At 69.9% G+C, this 21,141-nt stretch carries 21 protein-coding genes, 1 tRNA gene and 2 pseudogenes; 11 read left to right on the top strand and 13 right to left on the bottom strand.

Features of this window, described 5'->3' with window-relative positions; translation table 11 throughout:
* Nucleotides 1-238 precede the first annotated feature (238 nt).
* The gene (locus LRS10_RS06600; protein ID WP_257839095.1) at nt 239-511 is read left to right on the top strand and encodes a nuclear transport factor 2 family protein; all 273 of its coding nucleotides are present in this window, start codon (nt 239-241) and stop codon (nt 509-511) included.
* Nucleotides 512-656: 145 nt separating this feature from the next.
* Here the strand turns inward: LRS10_RS06600 and LRS10_RS06605 are convergent.
* Nucleotides 657-733: transfer RNA gene (locus LRS10_RS06605), tRNA-Arg, on the bottom strand.
* A 161-nt stretch (nt 734-894) separates the two neighbouring features.
* Between LRS10_RS06605 and LRS10_RS06610 the strand changes: the two genes are divergently transcribed.
* Entirely contained in the window at nt 895-2,940 is a 2,046-nt protein-coding gene (locus LRS10_RS06610) for a PQQ-binding-like beta-propeller repeat protein (RefSeq protein ID WP_257836559.1), read from the top strand.
* Here LRS10_RS06610 and LRS10_RS06615 read toward each other — a convergent pair.
* The 6 genes from LRS10_RS06615 to LRS10_RS06640 form a co-directional block, all read right to left on the bottom strand.
* Complete coding sequence (locus LRS10_RS06615) at nt 2,838-3,467, bottom strand: response regulator transcription factor (protein ID WP_257836560.1); 630 nt, start codon at nt 3,465-3,467, stop codon at nt 2,838-2,840. The genes LRS10_RS06610 and LRS10_RS06615 overlap by 103 nt on opposite strands.
* A gap of 58 nt (nt 3,468-3,525) precedes the next feature.
* Nucleotides 3,526-4,233, bottom strand: a complete 708-nt coding sequence (locus tag LRS10_RS06620) for a transglutaminase-like cysteine peptidase (RefSeq protein ID WP_257836561.1) — start codon at nt 4,231-4,233, stop codon at nt 3,526-3,528.
* A gap of 114 nt (nt 4,234-4,347) precedes the next feature.
* The gene (gene dnaJ / locus LRS10_RS06625) at nt 4,348-5,517 is read right to left on the bottom strand and encodes a molecular chaperone DnaJ (RefSeq protein WP_257836562.1); all 1,170 of its coding nucleotides are present in this window, start codon (nt 5,515-5,517) and stop codon (nt 4,348-4,350) included.
* A gap of 169 nt (nt 5,518-5,686) precedes the next feature.
* Complete coding sequence (gene dnaK / locus LRS10_RS06630; protein ID WP_257836563.1) at nt 5,687-7,597, bottom strand: molecular chaperone DnaK; 1,911 nt, start codon at nt 7,595-7,597, stop codon at nt 5,687-5,689.
* Between the two features lie 203 nt (nt 7,598-7,800).
* Nucleotides 7,801-8,304, bottom strand: coding sequence for a hypothetical protein (locus LRS10_RS06635; protein ID WP_257836564.1), 504 nt, complete (start codon nt 8,302-8,304; stop codon nt 7,801-7,803).
* 89 nt (nt 8,305-8,393) lie between these two features.
* Complete coding sequence (locus LRS10_RS06640) at nt 8,394-8,816, bottom strand: hypothetical protein (protein WP_257836565.1); 423 nt, start codon at nt 8,814-8,816, stop codon at nt 8,394-8,396.
* 179 nt (nt 8,817-8,995) lie between these two features.
* Here LRS10_RS06640 and LRS10_RS06645 point away from each other — a divergent pair.
* Both LRS10_RS06645 and LRS10_RS06650 read left to right on the top strand, forming a co-directional pair.
* Nucleotides 8,996-9,496: pseudogene (locus LRS10_RS06645) on the top strand (DNA translocase FtsK 4TM domain-containing protein); the annotation flags it as partial.
* 394 nt (nt 9,497-9,890) lie between these two features.
* Entirely contained in the window at nt 9,891-11,366 is a 1,476-nt protein-coding gene (locus LRS10_RS06650; protein WP_257836566.1) for a DNA translocase FtsK, read from the top strand.
* A 46-nt stretch (nt 11,367-11,412) separates the two neighbouring features.
* Here LRS10_RS06650 and LRS10_RS06655 read toward each other — a convergent pair whose 3' ends face one another.
* A complete protein-coding gene (locus LRS10_RS06655; protein ID WP_257836567.1) occupies nt 11,413-11,670 on the bottom strand; it encodes a UvrB/UvrC motif-containing protein in 258 nt (85 codons plus the stop codon).
* Nucleotides 11,671-11,773: 103 nt separating this feature from the next.
* On the opposite strand from LRS10_RS06655, the gene LRS10_RS06660 reads away from it, so the two are divergent.
* Together LRS10_RS06660 and LRS10_RS06665 are read left to right on the top strand one after the other, a co-directional pair.
* Complete coding sequence (locus LRS10_RS06660; protein WP_257836568.1) at nt 11,774-12,412, top strand: outer membrane lipoprotein carrier protein LolA; 639 nt, start codon at nt 11,774-11,776, stop codon at nt 12,410-12,412.
* Nucleotides 12,413-12,641: 229 nt separating this feature from the next.
* Entirely contained in the window at nt 12,642-13,448 is an 807-nt protein-coding gene (locus tag LRS10_RS06665) for an exodeoxyribonuclease III (protein ID WP_257836569.1), read from the top strand.
* A gap of 22 nt (nt 13,449-13,470) precedes the next feature.
* On the opposite strand, the gene LRS10_RS06670 is transcribed toward LRS10_RS06665, so the two are convergent.
* From LRS10_RS06670 to LRS10_RS06680, 3 genes are read right to left on the bottom strand one after another with little or no spacing between them, the layout of a single operon-like run.
* The gene (locus tag LRS10_RS06670) at nt 13,471-13,881 is read right to left on the bottom strand and encodes a retropepsin-like aspartic protease (protein WP_308237927.1); all 411 of its coding nucleotides are present in this window, start codon (nt 13,879-13,881) and stop codon (nt 13,471-13,473) included.
* Nucleotides 13,882-13,890: 9 nt separating this feature from the next.
* The gene (locus LRS10_RS06675; RefSeq protein ID WP_257836570.1) at nt 13,891-14,271 is read right to left on the bottom strand and encodes a hypothetical protein; all 381 of its coding nucleotides are present in this window, start codon (nt 14,269-14,271) and stop codon (nt 13,891-13,893) included.
* Between the two features lie 50 nt (nt 14,272-14,321).
* Nucleotides 14,322-15,005: a response regulator transcription factor gene (locus LRS10_RS06680; protein ID WP_257836571.1), complete on the bottom strand. Its 684-nt coding sequence runs from the start codon at nt 15,003-15,005 to the stop codon at nt 14,322-14,324.
* Between the two features lie 48 nt (nt 15,006-15,053).
* Here LRS10_RS06680 and LRS10_RS06685 point away from each other — a divergent pair, with 48 nt between their 5' ends.
* Nucleotides 15,054-15,557, top strand: a complete 504-nt coding sequence (locus LRS10_RS06685; protein WP_257836572.1) for a L,D-transpeptidase — start codon at nt 15,054-15,056, stop codon at nt 15,555-15,557.
* On the opposite strand, the gene LRS10_RS06690 is transcribed toward LRS10_RS06685, so the two are convergent.
* A complete protein-coding gene (locus tag LRS10_RS06690) occupies nt 15,554-16,228 on the bottom strand; it encodes a YggS family pyridoxal phosphate-dependent enzyme (protein ID WP_257836573.1) in 675 nt (224 codons plus the stop codon). The two genes, LRS10_RS06685 and LRS10_RS06690, sit on opposite strands and share 4 nt — an antisense overlap.
* Nucleotides 16,229-16,364: 136 nt before the next feature.
* On the opposite strand from LRS10_RS06690, the gene LRS10_RS06695 reads away from it, so the two are divergent.
* Nucleotides 16,365-16,832: a thiamine phosphate synthase gene (locus tag LRS10_RS06695; RefSeq protein ID WP_257839097.1), complete on the top strand. Its 468-nt coding sequence runs from the start codon at nt 16,365-16,367 to the stop codon at nt 16,830-16,832.
* Here the strand turns inward: LRS10_RS06695 and LRS10_RS06700 are convergent.
* Nucleotides 16,829-17,212 (bottom strand): NtrZ family periplasmic regulatory protein, encoded by a 384-nt coding sequence (locus LRS10_RS06700; protein WP_257836574.1) that lies wholly within the window; start codon nt 17,210-17,212, stop codon nt 16,829-16,831. The two genes, LRS10_RS06695 and LRS10_RS06700, sit on opposite strands and share 4 nt — an antisense overlap.
* 420 nt (nt 17,213-17,632) lie before the next feature.
* Here LRS10_RS06700 and LRS10_RS06705 point away from each other — a divergent pair.
* The 3 genes and pseudogenes from LRS10_RS06705 to lptE all read left to right on the top strand — a co-directional run.
* Nucleotides 17,633-17,956, top strand: a pseudogene (locus LRS10_RS06705) (DUF3576 domain-containing protein); the annotation flags it as partial.
* Between the two features lie 76 nt (nt 17,957-18,032).
* Nucleotides 18,033-20,627, top strand: coding sequence for a leucine--tRNA ligase (leuS, locus tag LRS10_RS06710; protein ID WP_257836576.1), 2,595 nt, complete (start codon nt 18,033-18,035; stop codon nt 20,625-20,627).
* Nucleotides 20,624-21,139, top strand: coding sequence for an LPS assembly lipoprotein LptE (gene lptE / locus LRS10_RS06715; RefSeq protein ID WP_257836577.1), 516 nt, complete (start codon nt 20,624-20,626; stop codon nt 21,137-21,139). The genes leuS and lptE overlap by 4 nt, the downstream gene beginning before the upstream one ends.
* Nucleotides 21,140-21,141 lie beyond the last annotated feature (2 nt).

A 21,141-nucleotide genomic window follows, 5' to 3' on the forward strand; every position in this document is an offset into this window, starting at 1 on the left:
CCGGGACGATTGACCGGGCGCATCGGAGACCAAGGCGGAATCCTTCGCCCCCCGACGCCAATTTAGTTGCCGGGCAGCGGCGAGCTGGCATTAGTTAGCATACTAAGCGATCTAAGGCCTTGGGAGAGCCGACCGATGACGAACCTGGAAATGCTTCAGCGCATCTACGCCAAGGATCGCGCGGTTCTCTGGGGGAACATGCGCGACGATTTCACCGTCCACTCCCCCGGGCCAGAACATCCTCGCCGGAGTCTACGTCGGACCAGAAGCTTTCAAGGCCCACATCGCACGCATCCACGCGGAGACAGGCAACACCTTCCACGAAGAGCTGCAGGGCACGTTCTTCGCCGACGATACGTGGGGGCTGGTGGTCCATCGGATGACCGGCGAACGGAAGGGAAAGAAGCTCGACACCTGGGGCTTCGGCCTGTGGCGTTTCGAGGACGGCAAACTCACCGATCACTGGGAGAGCGTCGGAGATCAGGCTCACTGGGACGACTTCTGGTCCTGACGCAGCCGCCGGCCCGACTTGTCGGGCGCACGGCGGAGCACGAACTCTCGCCCTGCGGTGCGCCTGAGATTGCTTCCGGAGTGCTTCCTCGACCCCATCAACGGAGATCGAGCGACGCCCATGGGCCGTAAGTGGTTGAATTCGCTGGCGCACCCGACACGATCTGAACGTGTGACCTTTGCCTTCGGAGGGCAACGCTCTATCCAGCTGAGCTACGGGTGCGTCTTCAGCGGGCGGTCTCTCTAGCTGAAAGTGCGCCGTCCGGCAAACCGCCAGCGTCTTGCGCCCGCGGATTTCAGCGGGGCAATCTGCAAGGAACGCGCGGCGGTTAGCTTCCGCCGAGAGCGAGCCGTCGAACGGCCGGTATGTTTTGGGGGAAACCGATGGGCGTCTGGACGCGGGTTGCGGGCGGCGGGGCAGCGGCGGCTGCGGTGAGCGCGGCGGCGCTGGCGATCGGCCTGGGCGCCAGCTTCGGGTTCGGCCGCCTGGCCCAGGCGCAGGCCACCGACGACGTGCATCCCGGCAAGGCGGTCTATGAGCAGTTCTGCGCCGCCTGCCACGAGAAGCCTCCGGCCGGCGACCGCGCGGCTCCGGTCGCCACCCTGCGCAAGATGAGCGCCCAGACGCTCACGACGGCCCTGACCACCGGGGTGATGAAGCCGGTGGGCGACCAGCTCGACCGCCGCCAGCTCCGCGACGTGGTCGCGTATCTGGCCGCCCCCGAAGGTCCCGCCGGCACGGGCTGGATCGACGGCGCGAAATGCGCCGCCGACCGCGCCGCCGTTGATCTCACCGCCAGGCCTGCCCAGGTGGGCTTCGGCGTCGACCAGGACAACTCCCGCCGGATGAGCGCCGCTCAGGCGGGGCTGAAGACCCGCGACCTGGCGAACATGGAGGTCGCCTGGACCTTCGCCATGCCGAAGACGTCAGGCCTGCGCGGCGCAGGCGTCGTGGTGGGCGACACCGTCTTCTATCCCGCCGGCCAGGCCGGCTACGTGCTGGCGCTCGACACCGAGACCGGCTGTGTGAAGTGGGCCACGCCCACGCCCAGCGGGATCCGCAACAGCCTCGCCTATGGCCGGCTCGGCAAGGACGGCCCGATGGCCCTGGTGGGCGGCGACGGCGCCGGTCAGCTGGTGGCGCTGGACGCCAAGACCGGCGCGATCCTGTGGCGGACGGATCCGAAGCACGATCCGGCCTCGCCGCTGTCCGGTTCGGCGCTGTTCGCCGGCGACCGCATCATCGTCCCGGTCTCCGCCATGGACGTGGCGGCCGCCATGCGGCCCACGCACGAATGTTGCAAGAGCCACGGCGACGTGGTGTCGGTCGACGCCGCCACCGGCAAGCCCGTCTGGACTTGGCACACGATGGAGGCCGCCAAGCCGCTGGGCCGAAAGAACAGCCAGGGCGTCGAGATGTACGGCCCCTCGGGCGCGCCGATTTGGTCGAGCCCGGCCTACGATCCGAAGCGGAACGTGGTCTATGCCTCGACCGGCGAGAACACCTCGCCGCCGGCGACCGTGACATCCGACGCGATCGTGGCCATCGACGCAGCCACGGGCCGGCAGAAGTGGGTCTTCCAGGCGCTGGCCAACGATGTCTGGAACATGAGCTGCCCGGTCGGCCCGCCGCCCCCCGGCGAGCCGCTGAAGCCCAACTGCTTCTTCGCCAACGAAGGCAGCGTCCTTCTGGACCACGACTTCGGCGGCGGCCCGGTGATCTTCCGCGGCAAGGGGCGCGAGGTGATCCTGGCCGGCCAGAAGTCGGGCGAGCTCTGGGCCCTGAACCCGACGGACGGCAGGAAGCTGTGGCGCCACCAGTTCGGCAAGGGCACCCCGCTGGGCGGCGTGCACTGGGGCATCGCCATCGACGACCGGCGCGTCTTCGCGCCGATCAACGATCCCGCGACCATGGCCAATCCCTCGGCGGCCGGGATGTATGCGGTGGACGTCCTGACCGGCAAGATCGCCTGGGAATGGCGCGCCAGGCCCGACTGCTCGGGCGACCGCAAGACGCGCGTCTCCATCTGCGGCGACCGCTACGGCCTCTCGGCGGCGCCCCTGGTGATCGACGGCGCCCTGGTGGCGGGCTCGCTGGACGGGCGGCTCTATGTGTTCGAGGCCGCCACCGGCAAGGTGATGGCCACCTACGACACGGCGCTGGCCTACACGCCGGTGAACGGCATCCCCGGCGCCCGGCGGTTCGATCGACGCGGCCGGCCTCTTCGCCGGCGACGGCATGCTGTTCGTCAACTCCGGCTACGCCTCGTTCGGCCAGCAGGCCGGCAACGTCCTGGTCGCCTATCGGCCGAAGCGGAAGTAGGGGCCTATTCGGGGTCCGGCAGCGGCTCGACGCCGGCGGCGAGCGCGAGGCGCACGGCGGTGGAGAGGCCGCGCGCCTTGAGCTTGTCCATGACGTTGGCGCGGTAGATCTCTACCGTGCGGACGCTGAGGCCCAGCGCATAGGCGATGATCTTGTTGGGCATGCCGGCCAGCAGGCCCTGCATGACCTGCAGTTCGCGGGCCGACAGGGTGGCGATCAGCGCCTCGGCCCGGGCGACCTCGGCGCGCGCCTCGCGCTCGGCCTCGAAGGCCTCGAAGGCGGCCTCCAGCGTCGCGGTCAGGGCGGCGGGCTCGTAGGGCTTCTCGAGGAACTCGTAGGCGCCGTTCTTCATCGCCTCGACGGCGATGCGGACGTCGCCGCGCCCGGTCAGCACCACCACCGGCCAGGCGACGCCGCGCGCCTTGAGGGCCTCCTGCACCTGCAGGCCGCTGAGGCCCGGCATCTGGATGTCGAGCAGGATGCAGCCGGCCTCGGCCTCGGCCAGCGCGGACAGGAAGTCTTCGCCGGTCGGGTGTTGCAGGACCTGGTACCCCGCCTGCGAAAGGGCGTGGTCGGTGAAGTCCCGCAGCAGTTCGTCGTCGTCGACGACGTGCACCGTTCGGGTCGAGGCCATTCCAAACTCAGGCTAACGCATACGTTGCCGCGAGATTAGGCGCCCCGGCCCGGCGGGGCTAGTCCCCGGCGGCCACAGCGGCCCCGCGCCGCACCATCGCCCACTCGAACGCGCGGCCGCCCACCTGACGCTTGCCCCAGGCGTAGGGAACCTCATCCCAGCGCGAGACCTTGGCCTGCAGGTTGTCGAGCACGAAATCGCCGGCCGCCGCCGAGACGATGAGCACCGCATGGTTCTCGCCCCATGGGGTCACCGCCGTGGCGAGGTTCAGCGCGCTGCGCGGCACGCCGGCGGCGACGAGGGCGCGGACCTTCTCCAGCGCGTAATCCTCGCAGTCTCCGGCCCGGCGGCCGTCGGCCAGCGGCAGGGACCAGGTGTCGCGGGCGGCGCTGTCCTTCACGGGCCGGATGGCGCGGTTCACGCGCGCGTTCGCCTCGGTCAGGGCGCTCCACAGCGCCGGCGTGAGCTCGGGGGCGGCTTCGGGCGCCTCGTACGCGGCGGTGGGCGCCGCCGGCGCGGCGGGGCCGCCCAGCAGCGCCCGGCGTTCGGCTTCGGCCTGCGCCGCGCCGGCCAACACCTTGGCCGCGTCCGACCCGCAAGCCAGGGGCTGGCGGGCGCAGAGTTCGATGTAGGGCGTCGGCGGCAGGGCCGCGGCGCCGAGGATCATTCGAGGCGCGGTCTGGGTCCCGGCCGCCTGGGCCGCGGTCGCGCCGAACGTCGCCACCGCGGCAAGCGCGAGCGCCTGGACAAAGGACTTGAAGGACACGACGGCCGACCCCCGAACTGGACGGCCGCCGAATTAGTCGGGCTCAGCTGGTGGCTGGAGCCCGGTAAAATATCATCGCGTTTCCGCGTATGGCGGTATGTCGCAGCCTGAGGATCAGGCTGCGCCGGTCACATCATCCCAAAAGCGCTTGGCCTTCCCGAGGAAGTTTGCCGACTTCGGATGCTGCTGCTCGCCGCACAGTCCGGCCAACTCCCGCATCAGCTCCTTCTGGCGCGCGGTCAGCTTGGTGGGCGTCTCGACGAACAGCTCGACGACCAGGTCGCCGCGCTGCGGGCCGCGCAGCGAGGGCATGCCGCGGCCCTTCACGCGGAGGGTGCGGCCGGTCTGGGCGCCCTCGGGCACCTTGACCGTGATCTTGCATTCGCCGTCGCAGTTCTCCCCGCCCATCAGGCAGGGCGCCTCGATCTCCCCGCCCAGGGCCGCCGCACACATCGGCACCGGCACCGTGCAGAGCAGGTCCAGGCCGTCGCGCTCGAACAGCTCGTGCGGCTTGACCGAGATGAAGATGTAGAGGTCGCCGCGCGGGCCGCCGCGCAGCCCCGCGTCGCCCTCGCCGGCCAGGCGGATGCGCGCGCCGCCGTCGACCCCCGGCGGGATCCGCACCGCCAGCGTCCGTTCGCGGCGGATCTGGCCCATGCCGTGGCAGTCCTGGCACGGGTCGATGACGATCTTGCCCGAGCCGCCGCAGCGGGGGCAGGCGCGCTCGATCTGGAAGAAGCCCTGCGTCGCGCGGACCCGGCCCGCGCCATGGCAGGTGGTGCAGGTGGTCGGACTGGTGCCCGGCTTGGCGCCGGAACCGTCGCAGGTCTCGCAGTTCAGCGTCGAGGGGACGGTGATCTCGACTTCCGCCCCGGCGTAGGCCTGCTCGAGGCTGATCTCCAGGTCGTAGCGGAGGTCCGAGCCGCGGGCCGGGCCCGAGCGCTGGCCGCCGCGGCCGCCCGCGCGTCCCCCGAACATGTCGCCGAAGACGTCGCCGAACACCTCGTTGAAGATGTCGTGCACGTCGTGGAACTGCGCCCCGCCGCCGGGACCGCCGCCCCCGCCATTGACGCCGGCGTGGCCGAAGCGATCGTACGCCGCCCGCTTCTGCGGGTCCGACAGGACCGAATAGGCCTCGTTGATTTCCTTGAACCGGCCGGCGGCCTGCTCGCAACCGCCGTTGCGGTCGGGATGGTGCTCCATCGCGAGCTTGCGGAAGGCGGCTTTCAGCCCGGCCTCGTCGCAGCCGCGGTTGACGCCCAGGATCTCGTAATAGTCCCGCATCAAACGTTCAGGCGCTCAAAAGTGCTGGAAGGGAAGTGGGTGGGCCCCCGCCCGACTGCAAGGCTGCTTGCGCCGAGCGGGCGGGGGCTACCTTCTACCGCGAAGGCGGCGGCGACGTCCCCACGGCGGTCATCGCATCTGGTGCGGACGGCCGCCATGGGGCGCGATGTCACGCCGACTTCTTGTCGTCGCCGCCGACTTCCTCGAACTCGGCGTCGACGACGTCGTCCGAGGCGGCCTGCGGCTGTTCGCCCGAGGCTTGCGCCCCGGCGTCCTGCTGGGCCTTGTACATGGCCTCGCCCAGCTTCATCGACGCCTGGATCAGCGTCTGGGTCTTGGCCGCGATCGCCTCGGCGTCACCGCCTTCCAGCGAACCCTTCAGGTCGTCCAGCGCCGCCTGGATGGCGTCACGGTCCTCGGTCGAGACCTTGTCGCCATGTTCCGACAGCGCCTTCTCGGTCGAGTGGATGACCGCGTCGGCCTGGTTCTTGGCCTCGACGGCGGCCTTGCGCTTCTCGTCCTCCGCCTTGTTGGACTCGGCTTCCTTGACCATGGCGTCGATGTCGCTGTCCGAGAGGCCGCCGTTGGCCTGGATGCGGATCGACTGTTCCTTGGCGGTGGCCTTGTCGCGGGCCGAGACGTTGACGATGCCGTTGGCGTCGATGTCGAACGTGACCTCGATCTGCGGCACGCCGCGCGGCGCGGGCGGGATGCCGACCAGATCGAACTGGCCCAGCATCTTGTTGTCCTGCGCCATCGGGCGTTCGCCCTGGAACACCCGGATGGTCACCGCCGACTGGTTGTCGTCGGCCGTGGAGAACACCTGGCTGCGCTTGGTCGGGATGGTCGTGTTGCGCTCGATCAGCGGGGTGAACACGCCGCCCAGGGTCTCGATGCCCAGGGTCAGCGGCGTCACGTCCAGCAGCAGCACGTCCTTGACGTCGCCCTGCAGCACGCCCGCCTGGACCGCGGCGCCGAGCGCCACGACCTCGTCCGGGTTCACGCCCTTGTGGGGCTCGCGGCCGAAGAACTCCTTCACGGTCTCGACGACCTTCGGCATGCGGGTCATGCCGCCGACGAGGATGACCTCGTCGATGTCGGTCTTCTTCAGGCCGGCGTCCTTCAGCGCGTTCTCGCAGGGGCCGATCGTCTTGTTGATCAGGTCCTCGACGAGCGCTTCCAGCTTGGCGCGCGACAGCTTGATGTTCAGGTGCAGCGGGCCCGACGCGTTCATCGAGATGAAGGGCAGGTTCACCTCGTACTGGGTGACGCTGGACAGCTCCTTCTTGGCCTTCTCGGCCTCTTCCTTCAGGCGCTGCAGGGCCAGCTTGTCCTTCCGCAGGTCGACGCCCTGCTCCTTCTTGAACTCGTCGGCCAGGTAGTCGACGAGCCGCAGGTCGAAGTCCTCGCCGCCCAGGAAGGTGTCGCCGTTGGTCGACTTCACCTCGAAGACGCCGTCGCCGATCTCCAGGATCGAGACGTCGAAGGTGCCGCCGCCGAGGTCGTAGACGGCGATCTTCTTGCCCTCGTTCTTCTCGAGGCCATAGGCCAGCGCCGCCGCGGTCGGCTCGTTGATGATGCGCAGGACTTCCAGGCCCGCGATCTTGCCCGCGTCCTTGGTCGCCTGGCGTTGCGCGTCGTTGAAGTAGGCCGGAACGGTGATGACCGCCTTCTCGACCTTCTCGCCGAGGTGCTGCTCGGCGGCTTCCTTCATCTTCTGCAGGATGAAGGCCGAGATCTGCTGGGGCGAGTAGTCCTTGCCGTGGGCGCGCACCCAGGCGTCGCCCGTCGGGCCCTTCACGATGTCATAGGGCACCATGCCCTTGTCCTTCTCGACCATCGGGTCGGAGAAGTTGCGGCCGATGAGGCGCTTGATCGCGAAGAAGGTGTTCGACGGGTTGGTCACCGCCTGGCGCTTGGCCGGCTGGCCGACCAGACGCTCGCCGTCTTCCATGAAGGCCACGACCGACGGGGTGGTCCGGGCGCCTTCGGCGTTCTCGATCACCTTCGGCGTCTTGCCGTCCATGATGGCCACGCACGAGTTCGTGGTGCCGAGGTCGATGCCGATGATCTTGCTCATGTGAGAGTCTTGCTCGCTCCTAATTGGCGGACGCCGCGGGTGGGCCTTCTACTGAAGCGCCCTGATGACGACGCCCCCGGTTCGATCAGGTTCTCGGCCGGCCTCTTCGGGCTTGCACCCGCGGAAACCAGCGTCGCCAGCCGATATGGGGAAAGATGGGCGCCCTGCAAGGGGAATGTCCCTAATGCGGTCAAGGACATGCCTCAACCCTGGGCGCCGCCGCCGGGGCGGCTCGCGTCCCAGTTCGAACGGATGTTCGCATAGAGTTCCGGCGCGTGCGGCGTCCGTCCGCCGCGCGAGGCCAGGAAGGCGTGCTCCACCACCATGGCCTGCTGCTCGATGTTGAGGTCGGGGAAGGCCGGTCCCGCGGCGAGGTCATAGCTGTAGGACTCCGGCCGGTCGCCGGCCCTGAGCTTGGCGATCAGCAGGCTGACGCCGTTCTGCGCCTGCCACGCGTGGGTTAGCTCGTGGACGAACACCGCCTGGGTCCGCAGGGGCGTCTCGGCGGCCGAGAAGTCGAGGCGGGCCGAGGTGGCGGGCCAGACGATCAGGCCGGGTCCGGCCACGAACGCGCGGTTCCAGACGGGGAGGGCGAACAGTCGCACCCGGGCCGCATCGAGGCCCGCCCCGAACCACTCGGCGGCCAGCGCGCGCTCGCCGGCCGTCAGGCGGCGAAAGGTCAGCGGCTTCATGAGCAGCGCGGTCATCGGGAGGGGCCGGGCGGTGGGAGTCCAGTGCTAGACGTCCAGCTTGGCCGTGGGTTCCCTCATCCCCGCCGCTTCGCGGGGCCGTCCGGTCAGAACAGCGGTTCGTCGGGCGGCGGCTGGGCGGGTTGCGGCGCGGCCCTGGGCTGCGCCTTCTGCAGGACGTCGCCCAGCGGATCGGACGAGGCCTGCCCGTTCGGCGCCGCGGCGGCGTCGGCCTCGGCCTTCAGCCGCGCGGCCTCTTCCCGGGCCTTCCGCGCCTCTTCCTGCTTGGCCTTCTCCTCGGGCGTCAGCTCGGGCGGCGGCGGCGGGCCCTCGATGCGCTCCTGGTCGAGGGGGGTGGCTTCCTGCGCCTCGATGGCCTGGCCCTGGTCGCCGGCGCCGGCGCCGCGCTCGCCCGGCAGCCGGGCCGGCGCATCGGCGGTGATGACGCCGAGGGAAAAGGCGCCCAGGGCGGCCGCGCCGATCAGGACGGCGACGAGCTGCAGGGCGGGGCGAGGCATGGACCAGGTCATGGCGGGCGACCCTAATGCGGAGCCCCGCCGGACGGAAGCGGCAAGCGGCCCGCCGACCCGCCCGGCTCGGCGGGTCTTGGTAAACGCCCATTAACCCCGGGGCGGCCAAACAGGGACCTCAGGCGAAGGTTTCCACCAGGGGTTTCGAAGGCATGGCGCGGGCGGCGCGGAAAACCGGCATGGAGCTCGTGCTCCATATCGCCAGGCTGGTGTGGGACCACCCCAACACCGCGCGCCTGCGCGGCGGGCTGACCGCGGCGGCCGGCGTGATCCTGGCGATCGCCTTCGCCACCTACAACGCCGCCGATCCCAGCCTCAACGCCTCGGGCGCCCAGGCGCCGACCAATGCGCTGGGCGGGGCCGGGGCGGTGATCGCCGACATCGGCGTGCAGTCCCTGGGCGTGGCCTCGGGCCTCCTGGCCCTGCTGGTGGTGGTGCTCGGGCTGGCCCGTGTCGCCGACCCGACGCCCGCCGCCGGCCGCGCCCGGCTGCGCCTCCGCGCGGTCCTGGGCGCGCTGGGCGTCCTCACCGCCGCCGGCGCGCTCGCCGTCCTGCCGGCGCCGGTCGCCTGGCCGCTGGCCAAGGGCCTGGGCGGCTTCTGGGGCGACGCCCTTCTCACCGTCCTGGCGGGCCTCGCCGCCTACGCTCGCCTGCCGCTCGGCGAAACGATCGCCGGCGCGGTGCTGGCGCTTATCGGCGCCGTCGGCTTCGGCTACGCCATCGGCCTGTCGCGGCTGGACGTGCGCGCCGCGAGCGCCGCCATCAGCCAGGCCGTCGCCGGCGCCTTCAGGCCGAAGCTCCAGGCCGCAAGGCCCGAGAAGCCGCCTAAGCCCGCGAGGCCCCCCCGCCGCCGGCCGCTCGACAGCGTGTTGCCCGACGAGGTCCCCTTCGAGTCCTCCCGCGACGAGGCCGATGCGACCGCGCCGCTCGTGGCCGCCCCCATCGCCATGGGCGGCGAACCCAAGGTCAAGGCCCCCAAAGGCGCCGCCGAAGGAGAGCGTCCGCGAGCAGAAGGAGGCCCAGGCCACCTTCGAATTCGTCCAGCCCGGCGGCTTCAAGCTGCCCGAGCTCTCCATGCTGGCCAAGGCGCCGGCCCGCGCCGCCCAGTTCGACGAGGGTGCGCTGCGCCAGAACGCCCAGCTGCTGGAGAGCGTGCTGGCCGAGTTCGGGGTCCGCGGCCAGGTGGACCAGATCCGGCCCGGCCCGGTGGTCACCCTCTACGAACTGGTCCCGGCCGCCGGCGTGAAGTCGGCCCGCGTCGTGGCGCTCGCCGACGACATCGCCCGCTCGATGAGCGTCGCCGCCTGCAGGGTCTCCGTCGTCTCGGGCCGCAACGCCATCGGCATCGAGCTGCCGAACCAGCGCCGCGAGACCGTCTACCTGCGCGAGCTGCTGGCGGCGCCCGAGTATGAGCGCGGCGGCCAGAACCTGCCGGTCGTGCTGGGCGAGACCATCGGCGGGGAGCCCTACATCGCCGACCTGTCGAAGATGCCCCACCTGCTGATCGCCGGCACCACCGGCTCGGGCAAGTCGGTGGGCGTCAACGCCATGATCCTGTCGATCCTCTACCGGCTGCCGCCTGAGCAGTGCCGGCTGATCATGATCGACCCGAAGATGCTGGAGCTGTCGGTCTACGACGGCATCCCGCACCTGCTGGCGCCCGTCGTCACCGATCCGAAGAAGGCCATCGTCGCGCTGAAGTGGACCGTGCGCGAGATGGAGGACCGCTATCGCCGGATGTCCAAGATCGGCGTCCGCAACGTCGCCTCCTACAACGAGCGCGCCCGCGAGGCCGTGGCCCGCGGCGAGCATTTCGAGCGCACTGTTCAGACGGGCTTCGACGACGCCGGCCGGCCGATCTTCGAATCCGAGAAGATCGTCCCCGAGCCGATGCCCTACCTGGTCGTGATCATCGACGAGGTGGCCGACCTGATGATGGTCGCCGGCAAGGACATCGAAGGCGCCGTCCAGCGTCTCGCGCAGATGGCGCGGGCCGCCGGCATCCACCTGATCATGGCGACGCAACGACCGTCGGTGGACGTGATCACCGGCACCATCAAGGCCAACTTCCCGACCCGGATCAGCTTCCAGGTCACCTCGAAGATCGACAGCCGCACCATCCTGGGCGAGCAGGGGGCCGAGCAGCTGCTGGGTCAGGGCGACATGCTCTACATGGCCGGCGGCGGCCGCATCACCCGCCTGCACGGCCCGTTCGTGTCCGACGGCGAGGTCGAGGCGGTGGCCAAGTTCCTGCGCGAGCAGGGGACGCCCAGCTACCTCGAGGAGGTCACCGCCGGCGGCGACGAGGAGGAGGGCGAAGGCCCGAACCTCGGCTTCGGCGGCGACACGGGCGACGCCAACGACCTGTACGACCGCGCCGTCGCCATCGTCACCCGCGACGGCAAGGCCTCCACCAGCTACATCCAGCGCCGCCTGCAGATCGGCTACAACCGCGCCGCCTCGATCATGGAGCGGATGGAGAACGAGGGCGTCGTCGGCCCCGCCAACCACGCCGGCAAGCGCGAGATCCTGGCGTCGGCGGCGCCGTAGCCAAGGCTGTCATCCCGCGCCTTCGGGGATGACACGCGTTGGTGGCTCAGGATCCCCGTCGCCGCCCGCCGGGCTTGTGGCCGCTGGTCATCAGGTCGGGCTTCTTGGGCAGCGGCTTCTTCGGGTCCCGGCGATACATCTCCTGGCTCGAGCCCAGGCCCATGCGGCCCGGCCGCTGTTCCGTGAGATTGCTCTCGCCGCTTTTCAGCCTGTGGATCGCGTCCCGCAGCAGGCCCGCCGTCTCGAAGTCGCCGGCCTCCGCGGCCTCGGCCATCCGCCGTTCCAGGTCGTCGATTGCGCCCATCGCCTCGGAACACCCACATCTCGGAAGCGTTGCCTACGCCTCCCCATTTGAGCCCTATTGCCGCCGCTTGCGCGCGATAGGAAGCCTGCGCATGGAGTATGGAATGACCCTCGATCGCCGCAGCCTGACCCTGGCGCTGATCGCCAGCGCCTTCGCGGGCCCGGCCCTGGCCCAGGCGGCGCTCTCGCCGGCGGACCAGGCCCTCGTGGACCGGGCCGCCGCCTATCTTCAGGGCCTGACCGAGGCCAAGGCGCGCTTCGTGCAGACCGACGCCCGCGGCCGCTCGATCGGCGGCGACGTGTTCCTGAAGCGCCCCGGCAAGGCCCGGTTCGACTATGACGATCCCTCGGGCCTGCTCGTCGTCTCGGACGGCGGCGTGGTCTCGGTGCAGGACACCCGCCTCAAGACCTTCGACCGCTATCCGCTGTCGGCGACGCCGCTTTCGGTCTTCCTGGCCAAGAACATCCGCCTCGACAAGAGCGTCACGGTCACCCGCGTGGCGCGCCAGGCCGACGGGTTCTCGATCACCGCCCGCGACGGCAACAAGCGCACCGCGGGGCAGATCACGCTGAACTTCCGCGAGGCGCCGCAGCTCGCCCTGACCGGATGGACGATCGTCGACGCCCAGAACCGGCAGACCCGGGTGCAACTGCAGAACCTGCAGAAGGTCGCCGGCCTCGACGGCTCGCTGTTCGTGCTGAAGGACCCCCGCCCGAAGAATGTCGGCCGCGGCAAAGTGTGATTTGATCACCACACTCAAGGCCAATTTCCCTGGCCTTTGACTTTCTGTCACACTGTTGCGATAGTGCCACTACGTCGCCCGCGCAGCTGTGCGCAGGCGTGTCCGTGCCGGAACCTATCCCCTCCCGGCGGCGGCATGAGAGACAACTTTCAACGCCCGGACGCCAGCCATCGTCCGGGCGTTTCTTTGTCTCGTGGCCCAAGGCGTCGCGACAGCCTAAATGGGCGGCATGCGCCTCCGCCTCTGCACCTGGAACGTCAACTCCGTCCGCCTCCGCGCCGAACAGGTCGCCCGTTTCGTGGCCGAACAGGCCCCTGACGTCCTGTGCCTGCAGGAGATCAAATGCCGTGAGGGCGAATTCCCGCGGAACGCCTTCGTCGAGATGGGCCTGCCGCACGTGCGCATCGCCGGCCAGAAGGGCTGGCATGGCGTGGCCATCGCCTCGCGCCTGCCGATCGAGGACGCGCCGAAGCTCGACGTCTGCCGCGAGGGCCACGCCCGCTGCGTCGGCGCCAAGGTGGCGGGCGTCGAGATCCACAACTTCTACATCCCGGCCGGCGGCGACGTGCCCGACCGCGTGGAGAACCCCAAGTTCGACCATAAGCTCGATTTCTACGAGAAGCTGACGGCGGAGCTTGCCAAGCGCGACAAGGCCCAGCCCCTGGCCGTCGTCGGGGACCTGAACGTGGCGCCCGGCGAGTTCGACGTCTGGAACCACCGGTACATGTCGAAGATCGTCAGCCACACGCCGGTCGAGGTGGAGGCGTTCGGAAAGCTCAAGGCGGCGCTGGACTTCATCGACCTGCCCCGCGAGACGACGCCGGAGCCTGCCAAGATGGCCTCGTGGTGGAGCTATCGCGCCGCCGACTTCCGCCAGTCGAACCGGGGCCTGCGGCTGGACCACATCCTGGTGACGCCCGGCCTGAGAGACGCCGCGTTCCGCCTGGGCGCCGCCGCCAGCCGCGTGCACGAGGACGTCCGCGCCTGGGAACGCCCGAGCGACCACGCGCCGGTGTCGGCGGATCTGGTGCTGTAGGGTTCAGGTCAGCGCAGGACGGTCAATCGACCGGCTTCGAGAAGTGGAAGAGGTCGCTTGGGCCATCATACCTGAAAATGAAATGCTTCAAGAACGAGCGACCTAATAGCACCGTGTGACTCGTCGGGTCCCATGGCACGGCATAGAGAGGAAGAGTTCTTTCGAACTCCAGCTCGGGTACACAGATGGCTCCGCTGTATACTTTAGCCGGAAACTGGCCGCCGCCGATGCCTCCGACAACGTCGTTGTCCACATGTCGCAGTTCGAGTCGCTTGGCGATGCTTGGGCTTAGAAGAACAAAATCTGCACCGGTATCGATCAGGCCGCGCACCTGAATCCCCGCATGGGGACTCCCCGGGAGCTTTACCCGCACATCAATCAGCGGCCCCTTGTACTGGATGGGGAGCGCTACATTCCCACCGGCGTCTCCCACAGCCGGTCTCTAGCCGTGTGAGGCTATGAACGGCGCCATCCCGCGCTGTTCTGAGGTGTGCCTGATCAGCACCTGCTCGTTAGAGAAATACTGGTCGGCGTAGCGTGCAGCTTCCTCGAATTCCGCAAATACGCGCACCAGCGCTTCCCGAGCGACTAGCGCCCACCCAGACTGGTTCTCCTCGATAAGTTTGGGACGCAGCCTATGGTACGCCTCAAGCTGCAGCTCTAGCGCGTCAGGCATGACTTGATCCTCGCGGTTCGGTACAATCCGATTCGCGAGCAAGAAGCGCAACGCTTCTCGCAGAATGTGATCCGCGCACGGGCGGCAACCCAGCGAATCACCTGATCTGAGCAGATCAACGGAATCACTCAACGAGAACAGCCGCAACCCCTCCGAGGGGCCAAGGCGCCGTCAATCGTGTGCGCTCTAGCGATACCTTACGGCGCCAGCTTGTAGCCGCCGGCCTCGGTCAGCAGCAGGCGTGCATTGGCCGGATCGGGCTCGATCTTCTGGCGCAGCCGGTAGACGTGGGTCTCCAGCGTGTGCGTCGTGACCCCGGCGTTGTAGCCCCAGACCTCGGCCAGAAGCTCCTCGCGGGACACGGCCTTCTCGCCCGCCCGATAGAGGTACTTCAGGATGTTGGTCTCCTTTTCCGTCAGCCGGATCTTCTTCTGCTTCTCGTCGATCAGCATCTTGGCGGCGGGACGGAACTCGTAGGCCCCGAGCCGGAAGACCGCGCCCTCGGAGTGCTCGTGGCTCCGCAGCTGGGCGCGGATGCGGGCCAGCAGCACGGCGAACTTGTACGGCTTGGCGACATAGTCGTTGGCGCCGGCCTCCAGCCCCATGACGGTGTCGTCGTCGCTGGTCGCGGCGGTGAGCATGATCACCGGGGCGGCGACGCCGTTGTCACGCATCTGCTTGCAGGCGTGGCGGCCGTCCATGTCGGGGAGGTCGACGTCCAGCAGCACGAGGTCGGGCTTGGCCTCGGCGGCCAGCCGGATGCCGTCGCCGGCCGTGGGCGCCTCGACGGTGTCGAAGCCCTCGGCCTGCAGCTGTTCGGCGATCGCCCCGCGAAGGTCCTGGTCGTCGTCGACGATGAGGAGGGTCTTGCGTTGAGCCATGGTTAGAACAAACACCATATGTCGTGCGTCGGGCAAAGGGTTTGAGCTTTGATCTTCACGGCGACCGCGGAGGGATGGCTGGATCTCGGCGACCGTAGGGTGCGCTGCGCCCTGGGACCCGCAGGGGTGGTCCCGGCGGCGGAGAAGCGCGAGGGTGACGGCGCCTCGCCGGCCGGCGTCTGGCCGATCCGCGAGGTCTGGTACCGGCCGGACAAGGGGCCGCCCCCGGCCTGCGGACTCCGCGTCCACGCCATGAGCGAGCACGACGGCTGGTGCGACGACCCCGCCGACCCGCAATACAACCGGCATGTGACCCTGCCCTACCCCGCCAGCGCCGAGCGGCTGTGGCGGGACGACCACGTCTACGACATCGTCGTCGTGCTCGGCCACAACGACGACCCGCCGGTCCCCGGCCTGGGCTCATGCATCTTCCTGCACCTGTGCAAGCCGGGCTTTCCGCCCACCGAGGGCTGCGTCGCCATCGCGCGCGCCGACCTCGAGGACCTGCTGGCGACCGCCCAGCCGGGCGATGCGGTGGAGATCCGGCCCTAAGCCTCGCCGCGGACCCCGAACACCGCCGAACCCACCCGCACGCTGGTGGCGCCGAAGCGGATCGCGGTCTCGAAGTCGTCGCTCATGCCCATGGACAGCTTCGAGAGGCCGTTGCGCGCGGCGATCTTCGCCAGCAGGGCGAAATGCGGCCCGGCCGGTTCGGCGGCGGGCGGGATGCACATCAGCCCCTCGACCGTCAGGCCGTAGATCGTCCGGCAGGCCTTCAGGAAGTCGTCGGCCTCGCCGGGGATGACGCCGGCCTTCTGCGGTTCCTCGCCGGTGTTCACCTGCACGTAGAATCGCGGCGACCGGCCCTGCCGCTGGACCTGGTCGGCGAGCGCCGTCGCCAGCTTCCCCCGGTCCAGGGTCTCGATGACGTCGAAGAACGCCACCGCCTCCTTCGCCTTGTTCGACTGCAGGGGGCCGATCAGGTGCAGCGTCAGGCCCTGCGACTTGCCCTCCCACCGCGCCATCGCCTCCTGGACGCGGTTCTCGCCGAACACCGTCTGCCCGGCCGCCAGGACCGGCGCGATCGCCTCCCACGGCTGCTGCTTGGAGACGGCGACCAGCGTCACCGTCGCCGGATCCCGCCCGCAGGCTTGCGCGGCGCGCCCGATCCGGGCGACGACATCGGCATAGGCGGCGGCCGACGGTTGAGGGGGAGCGGTCATTTCGGAAGGCTTCTGGACCCTGGAGCGGACGGCCCGGCTCTTACCGGCCCGCAGGCGCCTGCGGAAGAGCCTGCCCCACCTGCTGTTCTTCACCGACCCCGGCCGCACACCGGATCCCGTCGCCGCGGCCCTGCGCCTGCCGCGGGGCGCGGCCGTCGTCTACCGCAGCTTCGGCGCCCCGGACGCCGAGGCCGTGGCCCGGCGGCTGCTGGCGGCGGCCCGGGCGCGGGGGCTGCTCCTGCTGATCGGCCAGGACGCGGGCCTGGCCGCCCGGATCGGCGCGGACGGCGTCCACCTGCCACAGCGGCTCGCGCACCGCGCGCGGCCCCTGAAGCGCGCTCATCCGCACTGGATCGTCACCGCCGCCGCGCACTCGCTGGCCGCCGCGCGGACGCCGGGCCCCGACGCGGTGGTGATCTCGGCCGTCTTCCCGTCGCGCAGCCCCTCGGCCGGGCCGCCCCTGGGAGCCGTCCGCCTCGCAGCCCTGGTCCGCGCGGCGGGCCGACCCGCCTACGCACTGGGCGGCGTGAACATGAAAACGGCCCGACGTCTCAGGGACGCGGGCCTCATCGGTCTGGCGGCGGTGGAGGGCCTTAGGGCCTAGAACTTGAACGCGGTCTCGAGCCGGACCTTCGGCTGGTCGGCCGGCCGGGCCTGGTTCGGGCGCGGGGTGAGCTCCTGCTCGCCCAGCGCCACCGAGCCGCCCACCCGCAGCGACGGCGTGATGCGGTAGTAGGCGCCCGCCTGCACGTCGTTCAGCGTGGATTCGCGGCTTTCGGTCTGCTTCACGCCCAGCGTCAGGCCGAAGCGGCCCTTGCTGGCGTCGTACTGCATGATCTTGCCGGCGCCGGGCGCGGCGGCGGCGGGTTCGGACTTCACGGTGAAGTCGAGGCGCTTGTCCTTGTCGGCCGCATGCGCGACGCCGCTCACGGCGCCGAACAGCGCCGCCGCAGCCATGATCGCACCGGTACGTCCAACCGACATACGCAACATATAGCCCCTGAGCCCCGTCATCGCATCCCCCGGCCGCCCTTCGGCTACTGCACAGGTTCGCGATCTCGAGGCCGATTAGAGAAGCCCAGGCTGGGAGGTCAACCGACTCCGGCGTCACAGGGTCCCGGTTCGACGAAATCGCCTGCAGCTGTGGCAGACTCGCCACGCGATTCCTGTTTGGCGTCGCAGGCGGCGTTGTTATAGAGGGCGCGGCGCGGGGCGGCGCCGTGGCGCGGACGCGCCGCGGAAAGATCTTTGGAGACGGATGCATATGCCGTTTGTGCGCGGTGAGTGGAAGCGTGGCCTGATGATCGGCGCCGCGGCGCTGGGCGCCCTGGGCGTGGCCGCCTGCTCGACCCCCGACTGCCCTTCACCGGCGGCGACCGCATCGAAGCGCCGGCGAACGCCGCCATCTCCGTCAACGGCTACCTGTGGCGCGCGTCGCTCGACACGCTGTCGTTCATGCCGCTGTCTTCGGCCGACCCCTACGGCGGCGTGATCATCACCGACTGGTACTCGGCCCCCGAGACCCCGAACGAGCGCTTCAAGTGCACGGTCTACATCCTGGACTCGCGGCTGCGCGCCGACGGCCTGAACGTCGCCGTCTTCAAGCAGGTGCGCGACGCCTCGGGCAATTGGGTCGACCAGCCGGCCGCTGGCCAGACCGAGGCCGACCTCGAGAACGCCATCCTGTCGCGGGCGCGCCAGCTTCGACTTTCGAACATCCGCGGCTGATCCGCGCCCGTTCGAAGGTCGACGCCCCTGACCGCGGCCGTTGACCGGACATCCAACTCCAGTCCAAAGGCCCGTCATGGCCCGCTACAATCCCAAAGAGACCGAACCCAAGTGGCGTGAGCGCTGGGACGGCGCGAACGCGTTCCGCGCCGAGGCCGACCGCTCGCGGCCCAAGTACTACGTCCTGGAGATGTTCCCGTACCCGTCGGGACGCCTCCACATGGGCCACGTGCGCAACTACGCCCTGGGCGACGTCATCGCCCGCTTCAAGCGCGCCCGCGGCTTCTCGGTGCTGCACCCCATGGGCTGGGACGCCTTCGGCCTGCCGGCCGAGAACGCCGCCATGGAGCGCGGCGTCGATCCCAAGGCCTGGACCTACGACAACATCGCCCGCATGCGCGCCGAGCTGAAGGAGCTGGGCCTGGCGATCGACTGGGAGCGCGAGTTCGCCACCTGCGACGTCGACTACTACGGCAAGCAGCAGGCCTGGTTCATCGAGCTGTTCGAGCGCGGCCTCGTCTATCGCAAGGAAAGCGTCGTCAACTGGGACCCCGTCGACCAGACCGTGCTGGCCAACGAACAGGTCGTCGACGGCAAGGGCTGGCGCTCGGGCGCGCCCGTCGAGAAGCGCAAGCTGGCCCAGTGGTTCCTGAAGATCACCCAGTACGCCGACCAGCTGGTCGACGACCTGCAGGCCCTTGACCGCTGGCCCGACAAGGTCCGGACGATGCAGGAGAACTGGATCGGCCGCTCCAAGGGCTGCCGCGTCCGGTTCCGCTTCGCGGGCGAGGCGCCGGCCGGTCACGAGGCGGGGATCGAGGTCTACACCACCCGGCCCGACACCTTGTACGGCGCGAGCTTCGTGGGGATCGCCCCCGACCATCCGCTCGCCGAGCAGATCGCCGCCTCGGACCCGCGGGCCGCCGCCTTCATCGCCGAGGCCCGCAAGGGTGCGGTCTCCGAGGCCGACATCGAGACGGCCGAGAAGATCGGCTACGACACCGGCTTCACCGTGAAGCACCCGTTCGACCCGAACTGGGAGCTGCCGGTCTGGATCGCCAACTTCATCCTGATGGACTACGGCACGGGCGCGATCTTCGCCTGCCCGGCCCATGACCAGCGCGACCTAGACTTCGCCCGCAAGTACGGCCTGCCGGTGAAGCCGGTGGTGCTGCCGCCCGGCGAGGATCCCGCGACGTTCGACGTGGGCGACGAGGCCTATGTCGGTCCGGGGGCCATCTACAACTCGCCCGGCCTGGACGGGCTGGACGTCGAGGCCGCCAAGGCCCGTGCGGTGGAGCGCATCGAGGCCGCCGGCGAGGGCCAGGGCGCCACGGTCTATCGCCTGCGCGACTGGGGCGTCTCGCGCCAGCGCGCCTGGGGCTGCCCGATCCCGTTCGTCCACTGCGGCAAGTGCGGCGTCGTCGCCGTGCCCAGGGACCAGCTGCCGATCACCCATCCGGCCGATATCGAGTTCGGCAAGTCGGGCAATGCGCTGGAGCGGCACCCGACGTGGAAGCAGACCACCTGCCCCACCTGCGGCGGCCCGGCGACGCGCGAGACCGACACGCTGGACACGTTCGTGGACAGCTCCTGGTACTTCGCCCGCTTCGCCAATCCGCACGCCGAGGAGCCGATCGACAAGGCCGCCGCCGACTACTGGCTGCCGGTCGACCAGTACATCGGCGGCGTCGAGCACGCGGTCCTGCACCTGCTCTACGCCCGGTTCATCACCAAGGCCCTGGCCGACGAAGAGCGCCTGAGCGTCCGCGAGCCGTTCGCCGGCCTGTTCACGCAAGGCATGGTCACCCACGAAACCTACCGCCGGCAGAACGGCGAATGGGTCGAGCCGGGCCAGGTCGAGGTCGTCGTCGAGGGCAAGACCCGCCGCGCGGCCCTGGCCGAGGGCGGCGAGCCGGTGGTGATCGGCGACGTCGAGAAGATGTCGAAGTCCAAGAAGAACACGGTGGCCCCGGAGGAGATCTTCGAGGTCTACGGCGTCGACGCCGCCCGTCTCTTCGTGCTCTCCGACAGCCCGCCCGAGCGCGACTTCCAGTGGTCCTCGGCGGGGGTCCAGGGCGCTTGGCGCTTCGTCAACCGCGTCTGGGACGAGTTCGACGCCCACCCCGCCGGCGGCATCGACTGGAAGGACCCGCAGGAGGACGAGACCGACATCGCCCGCGAGCTGCGCCGCCAGACGCACCGCACGATCAAGGCCGTCACCGAGGCGATCGAGGCGTTCCGCTTCAACTCGGGCATCGCCCGGCTGTACGAGTTCCTGAACGTCCTGAAGGCCGCCCCGGTGATCGACGGCGACCCGGTGCTGCTGGCCGCCCGCCACGAGGCGCTGATGGCCTTCGCCCGTCTCATCGCGCCGTTCACGCCGCACCTGGCCGAGGAGTGCTGGGCCCACATCGGCGGCGAAGGCATGGTGGTCGAGGCCCCCTGGCCCGAGTTCGACCCTGCCCTCACCGAGGACGCGGTGAAGGTCCTGCCGGTCCAGGTGAACGGCAAGCGCCGCGGCGAGATCTCCGCGCCTGCCGGCGCCGAGCCGGCCGAGGTCGAGAAGATCCTGCTCGCCGATCCCGAGATCACCGCGCGGCTGGAAGGCCTGACGATCCGCAAGATCATTGTGGTCAAGGACCGGATCGTGAATATCGTGGCCGCATGACGAAGGCCGCGCTTCTCGCTCTCGCCGTCTCGACCGCGGCGCTCTCCACGGGCCTGGCGGGCTGCGCCGGGTTCACGCCGCTGTACGGCGAGACGGTGGTGTCCAGCCTGGGCGCCATCGATGTCGAGGCGCCGGACGGCCGCACGGGCTTCCTCATCCGCCAGCACCTCGACGACGCCTTCGCCAAGGGACGCAGCGGCCCCAAGGCCTACAGCATGCAGCTCGAGCTGGGCGAAGCGCGGTATCCTCGGGGCGTCCGGATCGACAACGTCGCCACCCGCTACGAATACGTGCTCACCGCCAACTATGTGCTGCGCGCGCAGCCCTCCGGCGCGGTAGCCAAGCGCGGCCGGGTTCGGGTCGAGCTGACCTACGACAGCGCCGACCAGCCCTACGCCTCGATCTCGGCCCAGCAGGACGCCCAGGACCGCGCCGCGGCGGAAGCCGCCCGCCGCATCGAACTGGAACTCGCCGTCTGGCTCGCCAACGGCGCCAGGCCGCCCCGAGCCTAGGC

This window comes from Phenylobacterium sp. J426, assembly GCF_024699945.1.
Lineage (GTDB): Bacteria > Pseudomonadota > Alphaproteobacteria > Caulobacterales > Caulobacteraceae > Phenylobacterium.

Coding starts and splice junctions, on each gene's coding strand:
- dnaK (WP_257836563.1), bottom strand. CDS start 7,597: ATGAGCAAGATCATCGGCATCGACCTCGGCACCACGAACTCGTGCGTG.
- LRS10_RS06640 (WP_257836565.1), bottom strand. CDS start 8,816: ATGACCTGGTCCATGCCTCGCCCCGCCCTGCAGCTCGTCGCCGTCCTG.
- LRS10_RS06660 (WP_257836568.1), top strand. CDS start 11,774: ATGACCCTCGATCGCCGCAGCCTGACCCTGGCGCTGATCGCCAGCGCC.
- LRS10_RS06690 (WP_257836573.1), bottom strand. CDS start 16,228: ATGACCGCTCCCCCTCAACCGTCGGCCGCCGCCTATGCCGATGTCGTC.
- dnaJ (WP_257836562.1), bottom strand. CDS start 5,517: ATGCGGGACTATTACGAGATCCTGGGCGTCAACCGCGGCTGCGACGAG.
- LRS10_RS06615 (WP_257836560.1), bottom strand. CDS start 3,467: ATGGCCTCGACCCGAACGGTGCACGTCGTCGACGACGACGAACTGCTG.
- LRS10_RS06635 (WP_257836564.1), bottom strand. CDS start 8,304: ATGACCGCGCTGCTCATGAAGCCGCTGACCTTTCGCCGCCTGACGGCC.
- LRS10_RS06610 (WP_257836559.1), top strand. CDS start 895: ATGGGCGTCTGGACGCGGGTTGCGGGCGGCGGGGCAGCGGCGGCTGCG.
- LRS10_RS06655 (WP_257836567.1), bottom strand. CDS start 11,670: ATGGGCGCAATCGACGACCTGGAACGGCGGATGGCCGAGGCCGCGGAG.
- leuS (WP_257836576.1), top strand. CDS start 18,033: ATGGCCCGCTACAATCCCAAAGAGACCGAACCCAAGTGGCGTGAGCGC.
- LRS10_RS06700 (WP_257836574.1), bottom strand. CDS start 17,212: ATGTCGGTTGGACGTACCGGTGCGATCATGGCTGCGGCGGCGCTGTTC.
- lptE (WP_257836577.1), top strand. CDS start 20,624: ATGACGAAGGCCGCGCTTCTCGCTCTCGCCGTCTCGACCGCGGCGCTC.
- LRS10_RS06650 (WP_257836566.1), top strand. CDS start 9,891: ATGCTGGCCAAGGCGCCGGCCCGCGCCGCCCAGTTCGACGAGGGTGCG.
- LRS10_RS06665 (WP_257836569.1), top strand. CDS start 12,642: ATGCGCCTCCGCCTCTGCACCTGGAACGTCAACTCCGTCCGCCTCCGC.
- LRS10_RS06680 (WP_257836571.1), bottom strand. CDS start 15,005: ATGGCTCAACGCAAGACCCTCCTCATCGTCGACGACGACCAGGACCTT.